Origin of the sequence: Mesorhizobium sp. M0598 (genome assembly GCF_040320865.1) — a bacterium.
GTDB lineage: Bacteria > Pseudomonadota > Alphaproteobacteria > Rhizobiales > Rhizobiaceae > Mesorhizobium.
Map to the genome: position 1 here is coordinate 1 of NZ_JAMYQL010000007.1, position 12,910 is coordinate 12,910.

Annotated in this window: 12 protein-coding genes, 1 pseudogene and 1 riboswitch; of the genes and pseudogenes, 10 read left to right on the forward strand and 3 right to left on the reverse strand. The window is 62.7% G+C overall.

What is annotated here, in order from left to right; all coding sequences use genetic code 11:
• The 5 genes and pseudogenes from NKI59_RS11435 to NKI59_RS11455 all read left to right on the forward strand — a co-directional run.
• Positions 1 to 125, forward strand: a pseudogene (locus tag NKI59_RS11435) (S-(hydroxymethyl)glutathione synthase); the annotation flags it as partial.
• 66 nt (positions 126 to 191) lie between these two features.
• Entirely contained in the window at positions 192 to 659 is a 468-nt protein-coding gene (locus tag NKI59_RS11440; protein ID WP_352454435.1) for a YaiI/YqxD family protein, read from the forward strand.
• Between the two features lie 5 nt (positions 660 to 664).
• Positions 665 to 1,342: a DUF1345 domain-containing protein gene (locus NKI59_RS11445; protein WP_352614058.1), complete on the forward strand. Its 678-nt coding sequence runs from the start codon at positions 665 to 667 to the stop codon at positions 1,340 to 1,342.
• 104 nt (positions 1,343 to 1,446) lie between these two features.
• On the forward strand, positions 1,447 to 2,328 hold the full coding sequence (locus NKI59_RS11450) for a cytochrome b/b6 domain-containing protein (RefSeq protein WP_352704278.1): 882 nt from the start codon (positions 1,447 to 1,449) through the stop codon (positions 2,326 to 2,328).
• A 1-nt stretch (position 2,329) separates the two neighbouring features.
• On the forward strand, positions 2,330 to 3,139 hold the full coding sequence (locus NKI59_RS11455) for a molybdopterin-binding protein (RefSeq protein ID WP_352704280.1): 810 nt from the start codon (positions 2,330 to 2,332) through the stop codon (positions 3,137 to 3,139).
• A 23-nt stretch (positions 3,140 to 3,162) separates the two neighbouring features.
• Here the strand turns inward: NKI59_RS11455 and NKI59_RS11460 are convergent, their stop codons facing one another.
• Positions 3,163 to 3,765 carry a DUF3011 domain-containing protein gene (locus tag NKI59_RS11460; protein WP_023678860.1) on the reverse strand — a complete coding sequence of 201 codons (603 nt, stop codon included), beginning with the start codon at positions 3,763 to 3,765 and terminating at the stop codon, positions 3,163 to 3,165.
• 86 nt (positions 3,766 to 3,851) lie between these two features.
• Between NKI59_RS11460 and NKI59_RS11465 the strand changes: the two genes are divergently transcribed.
• Both NKI59_RS11465 and NKI59_RS11470 read left to right on the forward strand, forming a co-directional pair.
• Positions 3,852 to 4,682, forward strand: coding sequence for a transporter substrate-binding domain-containing protein (locus NKI59_RS11465; RefSeq protein ID WP_352704282.1), 831 nt, complete (start codon positions 3,852 to 3,854; stop codon positions 4,680 to 4,682).
• A 358-nt stretch (positions 4,683 to 5,040) separates the two neighbouring features.
• Complete coding sequence (locus NKI59_RS11470) at positions 5,041 to 5,616, forward strand: Fic/DOC family protein (protein WP_352704284.1); 576 nt, start codon at positions 5,041 to 5,043, stop codon at positions 5,614 to 5,616.
• 170 nt (positions 5,617 to 5,786) lie between these two features.
• Here NKI59_RS11470 and NKI59_RS11475 read toward each other — a convergent pair whose 3' ends face one another.
• The gene (locus tag NKI59_RS11475; RefSeq protein WP_352704286.1) at positions 5,787 to 6,785 is read right to left on the reverse strand and encodes a hypothetical protein; all 999 of its coding nucleotides are present in this window, start codon (positions 6,783 to 6,785) and stop codon (positions 5,787 to 5,789) included.
• A gap of 203 nt (positions 6,786 to 6,988) precedes the next feature.
• A riboswitch (glycine riboswitch) is annotated at positions 6,989 to 7,075 on the forward strand.
• Between the two features lie 148 nt (positions 7,076 to 7,223).
• Between NKI59_RS11475 and gcvT the strand changes: the two genes are divergently transcribed.
• Genes gcvT through gcvP form a run of 3 tightly spaced genes read left to right on the forward strand, consistent with a single transcriptional unit; the run spans position 7,224 to position 11,543 of the window.
• Positions 7,224 to 8,342: a glycine cleavage system aminomethyltransferase GcvT gene (gene gcvT / locus NKI59_RS11480; RefSeq protein WP_352704287.1), complete on the forward strand. Its 1,119-nt coding sequence runs from the start codon at positions 7,224 to 7,226 to the stop codon at positions 8,340 to 8,342.
• 5 nt (positions 8,343 to 8,347) lie between these two features.
• Complete coding sequence (gcvH, locus tag NKI59_RS11485) at positions 8,348 to 8,716, forward strand: glycine cleavage system protein GcvH (RefSeq protein ID WP_352704288.1); 369 nt, start codon at positions 8,348 to 8,350, stop codon at positions 8,714 to 8,716.
• Between the two features lie 16 nt (positions 8,717 to 8,732).
• Positions 8,733 to 11,543, forward strand: a complete 2,811-nt coding sequence (gene gcvP / locus NKI59_RS11490; protein ID WP_352704290.1) for an aminomethyl-transferring glycine dehydrogenase — start codon at positions 8,733 to 8,735, stop codon at positions 11,541 to 11,543.
• Positions 11,544 to 11,615: 72 nt separating this feature from the next.
• Here gcvP and NKI59_RS11495 read toward each other — a convergent pair whose 3' ends face one another.
• Positions 11,616 to 12,785, reverse strand: coding sequence for a GGDEF domain-containing protein (locus tag NKI59_RS11495; RefSeq protein WP_352620530.1), 1,170 nt, complete (start codon positions 12,783 to 12,785; stop codon positions 11,616 to 11,618).
• Between the last annotated feature and the right edge of the window lie 125 nt (positions 12,786 to 12,910).

Genomic DNA, 12,910 nt, shown 5'->3' on the forward strand with positions numbered 1-12,910 from the left:
GCATGGACGGCATAAGGTCACAGCTGAAGTCGATCGGGCTCGAACCTTATGATTGCCTCAATCCAGGACTGATGGACTATATCGCCACCTGGACGGCCAAGAGATCCGGCGCGTTGCCGGCCTAGTAGCCGCTCGACTATCATCGATCGAGCCGGGCGACGCCGCCCGGCTCTTTCACATTTGGAACAACGATGCCCGCACCTGCTATTCTCGTCGATGCCGACGCCTGCCCGGTGAAGGCCGAGGTCGAAAAAGTCGCCGAGCGGCACGGCATCGTCGTCACCTTCGTCTCCAATGGCGGCTTGCGTCCGTCGCGCGATCCGATGATCCGCAATGTCGTCGTCTCCAAGGGCGCCGATGCCGCCGACGACTGGATCGTCGAAAATGCCCGGTCCAACGATATCGTGGTGACCGCCGATATCCCGCTTGCCGCGCGCGCGGTGGCGCTTGGCGCCCACGTACTTGGTCCGACCGGACGCCCGTTTACGCCCGAAACGATCGGCATGGCGGTGGCAATGCGCGATCTCAAGCAGCATCTGCGCGAGACCGGCGAAAGCAAGGGCTACAATTCGAGTTTCGCGCCGCAGGACCGCTCGCGGTTCCTAGGCGAGCTTGACCGCATCTTGCGGCGAGCGCTGAAATCCGCCTCAGCGGACTGAAGGCCATGGCGACTGGTACCCCGACCAAGATGCCCATGCAACGCCACACGCCGTTCGCGGTGTCGGCCTGCATCGGCGCGGCAGCCTTTGGCGCCGCGCTGGTCTGGCGTGCGCCGCTTGCCTATTCGATCGGCGCCAATGTGTTCTTTGCCGCCTATCTCGTCCTTGTCATCGCCCATATGCCGCGGCTTACCGGCAGCTATCTGCGCAAGAATGCAGGCGACACGGACCTGCCGGTACTGGCCATCTTCGCGGTCACGCTGATTGTCGTCGCTATTGCCATCATGTCGTTGTTTCAATTGATCAACAGGGAGAAGAGCGCGGACACCGTCGAGCTTATGGTGGCGCTGCTGTCTATCCCGCTTGGCTGGTTGACCATCCATGCGATGGCGGCACTTCACTACGCGCATATCTACTGGTTGGATGGCGATGCGATGGATGGCGACACAAAAAAGAAAATTCCGGTCGGCGGCCTTGACTTCCCGGGCGGCAAGCGGCCGGAAGGCTCGGATTTCCTCTATTTCGCTACGGTGATCGGCATGACGGCCCAAACCGCCGACACCAACATCACGACCTCGCAAATGCGCCGTGTCGTGCTTGTGCATTCGATCCTGTCGTTCTTCTTCAACACGGTCATCGTGGCAGCCGCGGTCAACCTCGCCGTCAGCCTCGGCAGTCCGTAATAAATCCGTGATCGGGTGAAACATCGCTTAGGCTGGCGACGTATTGGGAGGAGAAGAGATCTGACAGGCCATGCGGAACCGCTTGGCAGGGAGGCACGGAAAACATGGAATCAGTTGCCAGAGGCGAAGCCAGCACCGAGGCAGATAGCGCTGCTTCGACGGATGCGACGCTGATCTATCGCCAGTCGCGCTGGACGCGGCTGACGCATTGGCTGTGGGCGATCGCGCTGGTCTTCATGCTGCTTTCCGGCCTGCAGATCTTCAACGCCCGCCCACAGCTCTACATCGGCAAGGAGTCGGGTTTTGGCTACAACAACACCGTCTTCGCCATTGGCGCCGAGAATACGGCGACTGGCCCGCGCGGCTATACCGAAATCTTCGGCAAGCGCTTCGATACCACTGGCGTGCTCGGCTGGTCGGGTCCGGCCGGCCAGGAGACCTCCCGTGCCTTCCCGTCCTGGGCGACGATCCCTTCCTATTACGATCTCGGCACCGCGCGCGTTGTTCATTTCTTCTTCGCCTGGGTGCTGACCACCACGCTGCTGGTCTGGCTGGTCGCCAGCCTGATCAACGGCCATTTGCGCCGCGATCTTGCCCCGCGCCTCGATGATTTCAGGCGCCTGCCGCGAGACATTGTCGAGCACGCCAAGCTCAGGTTCCACCACACGCGCGACTACAACACGCTGCAGAAGATGGCCTATGGCGGCGTGCTGTTCGTGCTGCTGCCGCTGATGATCATCACCGGCCTTGCCATGTCGCCGAGCATGGATTCGGTGCTGCCGTTCCTGAATGATCTGCTCGGCGGCCGACAGACGGCGCGCACCATTCATTTCACGGTGATGCTGCTGCTCGTCGCCTTCTTCATTATCCACATCCTGATGATCCTGGCCGCCGGTCCAATCAACGAGCTGCGCTCCATCATCACCGGGTGGTACCGAACCGACCCGCCGGCGCATGGCGACAATGCGCCAGAGAGGAGTGCCTGACATGGCGAAATTCGAGATCAGCTCCAAGCTACAGATAAGCCGAAGAAAGTTCCTGACCTCGGCCAGCCTCGGCGTTTCCGGCATCATGCTGTCGGGCTGCGACGCCTTCGACAGCCAGCTGGGCGTCGGCGACAGCCTGCGCAGCTTCCTCGAAAGCGCCAATGGCCTGACCTGGCGGGCGCAGCGACTGCTTGCCGGCGCTGACGCGCTGGCGCCGGAGTTCACCGAGGCCGACATTCGCCAGCCACAGCGGCCGAACGGTGTCACCGCACCGGACGACGATTTCTACAAGGGCCTGCTCGCCAGCGATTTCGCCGACTGGCGGCTGGAGGTTTCAGGCCTCGTCGAAAAACCGCTGTCGCTGAGCCGCGAGCAGCTGATGAACATGCCGAGCCGCACCCAGATCACCCGTCACGACTGCGTCGAAGGCTGGAGCTGCATTGCCAAATGGACCGGCACGCCGCTGTCGCTGGTGCTCGACCAGGCAGTGGTCAAGCCGCAGGCGCGCTACGTCATGTTCCACTGTCTCGACACGATCGACCGCAGCCTGGCCGGCGATATCAAATATTACGGCTCGATCGACCTGGTCGATGCCCGTCATCCGCAGACGATCCTTGCCTATGGCCTCAACGGCAAGCCGTTGCCGGTCGAAAACGGCGCGCCGCTGCGCGTCCGCGTCGAGCGCCAGCTCGGCTACAAGATGCCGAAATACCTCTACAAGATCGAGCTGGTCGACGGCTTCGCCAATCTCGGCGGCGGCAGAGGCGGTTATTGGGAGGACAATGGCTACGACTGGTACGGCGGCATCTGACCGAAACCTGACCCAAGCTTCATCTAACTGTCGTCGTCGCTGTCGTCGCCGTCGCTGCGCAGGGCCGGATTCAGGTCAGGATTATCGTCAGGGGTGACAAGCTTGCCCAGCCCGTGCGGTCCCTGGTAGTTGCCGTGGGTATCGAAGTTGGGGTTGCCCTGATTGTCGAATTGCGGCGTCGGATCGATCGATTGGTCGTAACGGCGCGGGCGCGGCTTCGGATAGTAATTATCGGAATGATGGCGATGCGAATTGCCGTTGTCGAGAATGGCGCCTACCACGCCGCCGACGATAATGGCTGCGGCGACGTCGCCAGCAGAGGGATTGCGGTTGGGGCCGGCGACTGCGAATTCGGCCGAGCAACCATTGTCGACCCAGATGCCGCCGCCGTCATAGCCCCAGCTTCTACCGTATACGCAACGCGCCTTCGAAAGCCTGGAGGTCAACTGCACGCCGCGGCGCGTATCGACCCCGCAATAGGAATAGCGGTAATCGGCGCTGGAGCAGACCACGCGTTTTGCCCCCGCAGCCTGCGCTGCCGCCGGCAGCAGCGAAAGCTTCGCCGGATTGCCCAGGATGCAAACCAGGAACATCATCGAACCGGTAACCGTCATCCGTGTCGACATCGCAACTCTCCATCAGGGTCCGCTATCGACAGAATGGCACCTCTGTGTAAATCTGACAACCGGACGGGCTCAGCGAGGTTATATTAATGCGCGCTAAGATGATTGCCACAACTATACTTGCCCTTTCTGCCTGGTTGGCTTTGTCGCTGCTGCCAGCCCGGGCGGACGACAGCCTCAAGCGCATCATCGACCAGAAGACACTGACGGTCGGCGTGGCGCTCAACCCGCCATGGATCCTCAAGAAGGCCGACGGGAAGTTCGCCGGCTATGATGTCGACCTGACCAGTGCGCTGGCGTCTGATCTCGGCGTCGACCTGAAGCTGGTCGAGGTGCCCTGGAACGACCTCAAGACAAGACTGCTCAAGGGTGATTTCGACATGATCGCGGCGGGCTACGCCAGCACGCCGGAACGCGCACGCGAGGTGGTGTTCTCCAACCAGACCGGTACCGCCGATATCCGTATGGTTGCGACGATCGCCAGCCTTGGGAAAAAGCCGGGAAAGGCAGTGGCGGCGCCGGGATACAAGATCGCCGTGCTGTCCAATTCCACCGATCAAGCCGCCGCGAAGGAAGCTTTTCCCAAGGCGACCATCCTGTCTTTCGACAATACCTCAGATGTTTTCGCCGCGATCATCGGCGGCGACGCACAGGCGATGGTCGCGACGTCGCCGACGCCGCAGATGGCCGCCAGGCTCTATGACGCGAAGTTGACGATGGTGGGCGGCCCGCTGTTGCGGACGCCGGAAGCGTTTGCGATGCGCCCGGACGATGTCCGCCTCATCCAATACGTCAACAACTGGATCGGCGCGCGCACCGCCGACGGCACCATAGGCGGCGTGCGCCGCTACTGGTTCGGCAGCTTCAAATGGATGTCGCGCTTCGACACCAGTGCCAAGCCGGAGCCCGCCAAACAATAGCGTCCCGCGACTGCTTATGCGACCTTGTCGATCAGCGACCGTATTTCAGCGACAGTGGCGCGCTCGCTCCATGATCGTCGGATTCAGCTGTTTCACGGCCGCAAAATTCGCTTTGGTCCCCTTGGCCGGCATGTGCTAGCGTTGCCAGATGAAAAGTCGTTCCCCCAAATTAGATCGCTCGCCAAAGAGCGGACAGTATGTCCTGACGAGCAGTCGAGGCGCCAAAATCAGCGCCGTCGAAGGTATGAAGCTAAGTCCACGCATGGGGCATATCCTTGAGCAAAGCTCGCAGCGTGGGCTGAGCGGTGATGAGCGACGCAAGCTCATCAAAGAACAGGCGCGCAAGAAGTAGCGGACCTTGGTCTATGCCGCCGAATCCGATCCTCTGTGCTATCCGGGCACGACCGTCCTTCGCAACCTCCTCGACATTCATGATCAGTCCGAGCTCGACGAGTTTGAGCTCGCTCTGTTTCTGACCCGGGCCGATGAGGCTTTTCCAGCTGGTGATCTGGATTATCCGCACTATCTGGCACTGCATCGTCACCTGTTTCAGGACGTCTATGCGTGGGCCGGTGAACCGCGCACCATCCGCATCGGCAAGGGCGGTAACTGGTTTTGCTACCCCGAGTACATCGATGCCGAGATGCAGCGGGTTTTCGGAGAACTCTCAGCCGCCGGCCATTATTCCGGCACATCAGCCAAGGTCTTTGCAGCTGGCGCAGCACACGTTCTCGCTGAGATCAATGCGATACACCCCTTCCGAGAAGGCAACGGCCGCACTCAGCTGGCGTTTCTGGCGATATTAGCCGACAACGCCGGCCATGGTTTCGACGATGACGAACTGGATCGCGATCGGGTCATGAAGGCCATGATCTCAAGCTTTTCCGGCGACGAAGCCCCACTCACGCGCCTGATTCAGGACATTGTCGCTTAAGGGCTGTCTACCGATCCTGGCTGATGTTGCCTATCCTCGGAAAGGTTAATGCGCTGCCGTCGGCTGTAATCAGTCGCTAGAGATGCACTTGAGCCTGTCCAGTTAATTGGCTGCCTGTCCGTTCGCATCGCTTCAGGGTTGGCAGTGACGCTCGGTTGCTCGTGAAAGGCTCACGCAACCTTGTCGATCAGCGGCTTCAGCGCCGGGTGGATTTCCGGCGAGGCGTGCTTGATCAGCGTCAGCAGCGCGCGCTCGTTCTCCTGCAGCGGCCGGTCGCCTATGTGTTCAGCGAGCCATTTGGCCTCGCCGGCATCGACCGTCTCGGCGCGGCGGGCCAGTGCCTCGGCTGCCTTGTTCCTCGATTCCCATTCGGCCTCGACGTCGCCCGGTGAGCGATAGGCTTCCATGATGCCGGACAGGCCGCCCGATACCATGCGGCTGAAGAACCCGCCGATCTCCGGATCGGCCTGTTCGAAAAAAGCATCCCGGCGCAGCGCCACGTCGCGCACCGGCGGTTCGTAGCCGGCCGAACACATGACGAAATTGGCGATCGCCTTGACGAACAGATCGTTCCAGGACGGATCGTTGTCGCCCGCCGCTGTCCGCTCGTTGATCTCGAACAACACCTCAGCCTCGGCGCGGCTGATGGCGATGTTGCCATCGCCGCCGTAGGCGTAAAGAATGCGGCGCAACAGCTCGACCTCAGCCTTGGCAATCGACCCAGGGATAAATTTGCCGCCGGTCATCAGCGGCCCCTTGCCGTCCACGACCGCATGAGCGACCTGCTCCAGCGCATAGCTCGAAAGCGTGCTCGGCGATGATTTGGCAACTTCCAGCACATGCACCAGCAGCTCGAGTTCGGTCTGGCTGTCGACCATGCCGTCGCGCGAAATCGTCCGGATCAGCCAGTCGGCATTGTCCTGCGAAACATAGCCCGCCGGCTTTTCCTGGTGGACGATGAAATCGGTGACGGCCTCGACGAAAAACTCGAGCCATTCCGCGCATTTGTCCCTCGCCGTTGCATCCAGCGCAAACAGCGCCTCGGCCTCGCCGCGCGTTACCACGCCGTCGCCGAACACTTCGCCGCGCAGCATGACCACGTCTTCCGCCGTGATCCGATTTTTCGAGGTCAGCCCGGCCACCGGCGCGCTCATGATCAATTCGCCCATTTTCTTCCCCGCCCGCCGCCGGTAATTGCCGGCCCTTATGCGGTATATCGGCAAGGTCTTGAGAAACCGGCAAGCGGCGTGGTTAGCGAAGGCTTGCCTGTAAAGAAGGCCCGCAGAAGACTTGGCGTAAAAATGTCGCCGGCAGGTGACAAGGTGTCGTCCACGGGCTATGGATGACGAGTCGAGGGCTCCTGACCGAGTCCTACCTGTTTGTGGGAGAGAGCAGCGAGAGCTGCCGCCGAAGGGGAAATCGCCCGAAATCTCTCAGGCAAAAGAACCGTAGACGGGAAAGACACTCTGGAAAGTCGGGGCTTGCCCCCGCGCCGAAGGTGTAAGCGCTGCCGACAGAGTTACGGGGCGCGAGTCTCTCAGGCTTCAGACAGAGGGGCACGGACTGGTCGCCATTCGCGGCCGCTTGCGTGCGACTCTGGAGATGACATGACGGGCGACGACACCAAACACCTTCCCTTCGAAGATCTGCACATGGCAGCCGGTGCGCGTTTCGGCGCCTTCGCCGGCTGGTCGATGCCGCTGACCTATCCGGCCGGCGTGATGAAGGAGCACCTGCACAGCCGCGAGCATGCCGGCCTGTTCGACATCTCGCACATGAAGCTGTTCGAAATCAGCGGCCTGGGCGCAGCACCGCTTCTGAACCGCGCCTGCCCGTTCGATGCCGGCGCGCTTGAGATTTCCCAGTCCAAATACACGTTCTTCCTCAATGAGGCGGCCGGCATTCTGGACGATCTGATCGTAACCAGGCTCGGCGCCGAGCGCTTCATGATGGTCGCCAATGCCGGCAACGCCGCCGCCGACGAAAAGCATCTGCGCGCACTGGCCAAAAATTTCGGTGCAGAGGGCGATTTCGATGTAAAAGTGGATGCGCTCGACCGCGTCTTCCTGGCCATACAGGGCCCCGAGGCGTGGGCTGCCCTTTCCCGCGCCGGCATCGAGACCGGTTCGCTGGTGTTCATGCACGGCATCGAACCGCGCGAAAAATGGTTCATGAGCCGGTCCGGCTATACCGGCGAAGACGGCTTCGAGATCGGCCTGCCGGAAGCGGATGCAAGAAACCTCGTCGCCAGGCTGCTCGAGGACGAGCGGGTGATGTGGGTCGGCCTTGCCGCCCGCGACAGCCTGCGGCTCGAAGCCGGACTGTGCCTGCACGGGCTGGACATCACGCCGGAGATCGATCCGGCCAGCGCCGTGCTGATGTGGGCCATCCCCAAGGAGCTTCGCGCCTCTGGCGCCTTCATCGGCGCCGATGCGCTGCGCGCCATCCTGGAGCGTGGTCCGGCGCAAAAACGCGTCGGCCTGAAGCCGGAAGGCCGCCAGCCGGTGCGCGCCGGTGCTGCCCTTTTCGATGCTGACGGCAACCCTGCCGGCCATGTCACCTCAGGCGGCTTCGGCCCCTCGGCCGGACATCCGGTCGCCATGGGCTACGTCCAGACGCCGCTTGCCAAATCCGGCGCAAAACTGTTCGCCGATGTCCGCGGGACGAAAATCCCGGTCGACATCCACCCCTTGCCCTTCACGCCCCATCGCTACCGCAAAGGATGATTTCAATGGCAAAGACCTATTTCACCGAAGACCACGAATGGCTGCGCGTCGAGGGCGGCATCGCCACGGTCGGCATCACCGACTACGCGCAGCAGCAGCTCGGCGACCTCGTCTTCGTCGAGCTGCCGGAATTGGGCAGAAAACTGGCCAAGGGCGACACCGCCGTGGTGGTCGAATCGGTCAAGGCCGCATCGGATGTCTACGCGCCGGTCGACGGCGAGATCACCGAGGCCAACACCGCGCTGTCATCGGATCCTTCACTCGTCAATTCGGCGGCAACCGGCGACGGCTGGCTATGGAAGATGAAGCTGGCCAATGAGAGCCAGCTCGACGGCCTCCTCGATGAAACCGCTTACAAAGCCCATATTGGTTGATAGCAGGACCAGGAAGATGACCGCAGCACCCTACCCCTTCTCGGCTCGCCATATCGGCCCGGGCCTCCATGACGTCAGAGCCATGCTGGCGACGATCGGCGTTCCTTCGGTCGAGACCCTGATCAGCCAGGCAGTGCCGAAGTCGATCCGGCTCGACCGGCCGCTGGCCCTGCCCGGGCCCGCAAGCGAAGCGGAAGCGCTGGCCGAGCTCGCGGCGACGATGGCAAAGAACACGGTGCTGAAGAGCTTCATCGGTGCCGGCTATCATGGCGTCCACGTGCCGCCGGTGATCCAGCGCAACCTGTTCGAGAACCCGGCCTGGTATACGGCTTACACGCCTTACCAAGCCGAGATCAGTCAGGGCCGGCTGGAAATGCTGTTCAACTTCCAGACGCTGGTGACGGAACTGACCGGCCTGCCGGTGGCATCGGCCTCGCTGCTCGACGAGGCGACGGCGGCGGCCGAAGCGGTTGGCATCGCGCTGCGCCATCATCGCGACAAGCGCACCAAGGTGGCACTGGCCGGCACGCCGCACCCGCAGACGCTGGACGTCGTGCGCACGCGCGCCGAGCCGCTTGGCATCGAGGTCGACGGCGAGGTGATCGACGACAACACCGCCGCCCTGCTGGTTTCCTGGCCCGATACGTTCGGCGTCTACGGCAATCACAAGGCAGCAATCGACAAGGCCCGCGCGGCCGGCGCGCTGGTCGTCTTCATCGCCGACCCGCTTGGCCTGACGCTGACCGATGCGCCGGCCAGGCTTGGCGCCGACATCGCCGTCGGCCCGATGCAGCGTTTTGGCGTGCCGATGGGCTTTGGCGGGCCGCACGCCGCCTATTGCGCCGTCTCCGACAGGCTGACGCGGCTGATGCCCGGCCGGCTCGTTGGCCAGTCGACGGATAGCAAGGGCCGTCCTGGTTATCGCCTCGCTTTGCAGACACGCGAGCAGCATATCCGCCGCGACAAGGCGACCTCCAACATCTGCACCGCACAGGCGCTGCTCGCCAATATGGCGACGGCCTATGCGATCTGGCATGGCCCTGCCGGGCTGCAGGCGATTGCCGGCCGCGTCCACACGCTGGCCAACCGCCTGGCTGCCGGCCTCAAGGCAGCAGGCGTTTCGGTACTCGGCGAAAGCCGCTTCGACACTGTGACCGTGGAAATGAAAGGCAGAGCCGGCGCCATCGCCGCCGCCGCCGAGAAGACCGGTCGGCTGCTGCGCGTCATCGACGCCGACCATGTCGGCATCAGCTTCGACGAGACCTCCACTGAAGGCGATCTGGAGGCACTCGCAGCGCTTTTCGGCGCCAAGGCCGGCGTTGCCGCAGGCAGTTCCATGCCAGGAAAACCGCGCGGCAGGGAGCTCCTCACCCAGCCCGTCTTCCGCGAAAACCACTCGGAAACCGACATGATGCGCTTCCTGCGCCGGCTGGCCGACAAGGACCTGGCGCTCGACCGCGCCATGATCCCGCTCGGCTCCTGCACCATGAAGCTCAACGCCGCCGCCGAAATGATGCCGGTGAGCTGGCCTGATGTCGCCAACCTGCATCCCTTCGCGCCGGCAAACCATTCGACAGGCTATCGCGCCATGATCGAGGAGCTGGAAGGCTGGCTGGCCGAGATCACCGGCTTCGACGCGGTGACCCTGCAGCCCAATGCTGGCAGCCAGGGCGAATATGCCGGGCTGCTCGCCATTCGCGGCTATCATCTGTCGCGCGGCGAAGGCCATCGCACCGTCTGCCTGATCCCGTCCTCGGCGCATGGCACCAATCCGGCAAGTGCGGCCATGGCCGGCATGAGCGTCGTCGTCGTGCGCTGCACCGAGGACGGCAATATCGATACGGCCGACCTGCAGGCCAAGGCGGCCGAGCATGCGCACAACCTTGCGGCGCTGATGTTCACCTATCCTTCGACGCATGGCGTCTTCGAGGAAGGCGCGCGCGACCTTTGTGCCCTCGTCCACAGCCATGGCGGCCAGGTCTATTTCGACGGCGCCAACCTCAACGCGCTGGTCGGCCTCGCCCGTCCCGGCGATATCGGCGCCGATGTCTGCCACATGAACCTGCACAAGACCTTCTGCATCCCGCATGGCGGCGGCGGCCCCGGCGTCGGCCCGATCGGCGTCAAGGCGCACCTGAAGCCATATCTGCCCGGCCACGTCACCGAAGGCTCGGCCCATGCCGTGGCGGCGGCACCGTTCGGCAGTGCCTCCATCCTGCCGATCACCTGGATGTATATCCGCATGATGGGCGCTTCCGGCCTGAAGCAGGCGACCGAGACGGCGATCATCTCCGCCAACTATGTGGCGACGCGGCTCGGCGAGCATTTCCCCCTGCTTTACAAAGGGCGCAACGGACGCGTTGCGCATGAATGCATCCTCGACACCCGCGTGCTCAAAGACAGCGCCGGCATCAGCGTCGACGATATCGCCAAGCGGCTGATCGACTATGGTTTCCATGCACCGACCATGTCTTTCCCGGTGGCCGGCACACTGATGGTGGAGCCGACCGAGTCCGAGCCCAAGCGCGAGCTGGATCGCTTCTGCGAGGCGATGATCGCCATAGCCGGCGAAGCAGCCAAGGTGGCGAAGGGCGAATGGCCGTTGGGCGACAATCCTCTGGTCAACGCGCCACACACCGCCGCCGAGGCGTTGGCCGGCCAGTGGACCCATCCCTATTCGCGCCTGGAGGCGGCCTACCCCGCCGGCGATGCCGACACGGCGGCAAAATACTGGCCGCCGGTGTCGCGCATCGACAATGTCGCCGGCGACCGCAACCTTGTCTGCTCCTGCCCGCCGCTGTCGGAATATCTGGGTGCGGCGGAATAGATCATGATCCCGAAAAGTGGAATCCGGTTTTCGGACAAGATCATGGGTCTAACAAGAAGATAGAAACCTCAATCAGGCAGAACGCAAGGCCGGCCCGTCGGCCTTGCTCGCCCGGTCCCGGACGACGACGCGATTTCGCCCGGCGCGCTTTGCCGCATAGAGTGCTGCGTCGGCTTCGGCCAGCACATCGTCGAGACCGGTGCCGTTTGTTCCGCCAAAGCCGATGCCGCCGCTGACTGTGCTTCGCAACGGACCGAGTTGGGTGGCCACGACTTCCGTGCCGAAGGCGACGCTGATCTTGCTCGCAATGTCATAGGCCTTCTCTTCCGTCATCCGCGACATGACGAGCACGAATTCCTCGCCGCCCAGCCGGAAGGCGTCGACGCCGGTCCGGGCGTATTTCCTGATGACGGCGGCAAAGCGGCACAGAACCTGGTCGCCGACTGGGTGACCGAATACGTCGTTCGTCCTCTTGAAATGGTCAAGGTCGAACATGGCGACGGACATGAACGGACCGAAGACCCGCTCGCCGTAGAGTGCCGTCAACGCCCGCCGATTCATTAGCCCGGTCAATGGATCGGTCATCGTCTCGGCCTTCAATTCGATCTGCGCCTGCAAATGGTGCAGGGAGAGCGTCAATGCGCCGAGCCCGGTCATGCAGGCGACGGCCACCACGGAATTCACCCGCTCGGCCCAATTGTCGGGCGCAACACCCAGCACCCATTGGCCCTTGACCAGCAGGACCGCGCCGCAAAGTCCGAACGACAGGGCACAGACGCCGCTCAGGAACGAGACGACCAGCAATATCCGGCGATCGTGACCACCCTCAATCCAGAACATCGCTCCGATGAGCGAGAGCAGCGCCGTTACCGTTGCGTAGGTGACAATAAAGCCGACACCATCAAATCCGAGATACGTCGCGCCCGCGCAAACAGCCATCGCAACCAAGGTCGGCAAGATGGCTCGCCTGTAGTCGCCTATGCCGAGATATTGCATGGCCGACAGGCAGATGATCAGGAAGCCGAGGCTGAGAAGCACAAGCACGATCTGGCAAAGCCAGGCGCTTGGATCCCTGGTGTAATGCCAGAACAACACGACATGTGCGACCAGCACGAGAATGCCGCAGGCCACCGTCAGCACAAAGCGTGCCTGTGGCGCGGTGAACCAGATCGCAAACATGGTGATGCTAAGGCACGTGCCCGACAGCGCCGCCGCGAGCAGGAGCGAACTGTAATCCAACATGCTTAAGCGACAGCCTCTTGAGGGTTCCGCTGCATTCTAGGTCAGCGACAGTCCGCAAATACCGTTTTTTTAGCCAATCTTGCGGCGTAACCTTCGGACAGGGTTTACAAAGCGTCGATGCTCCA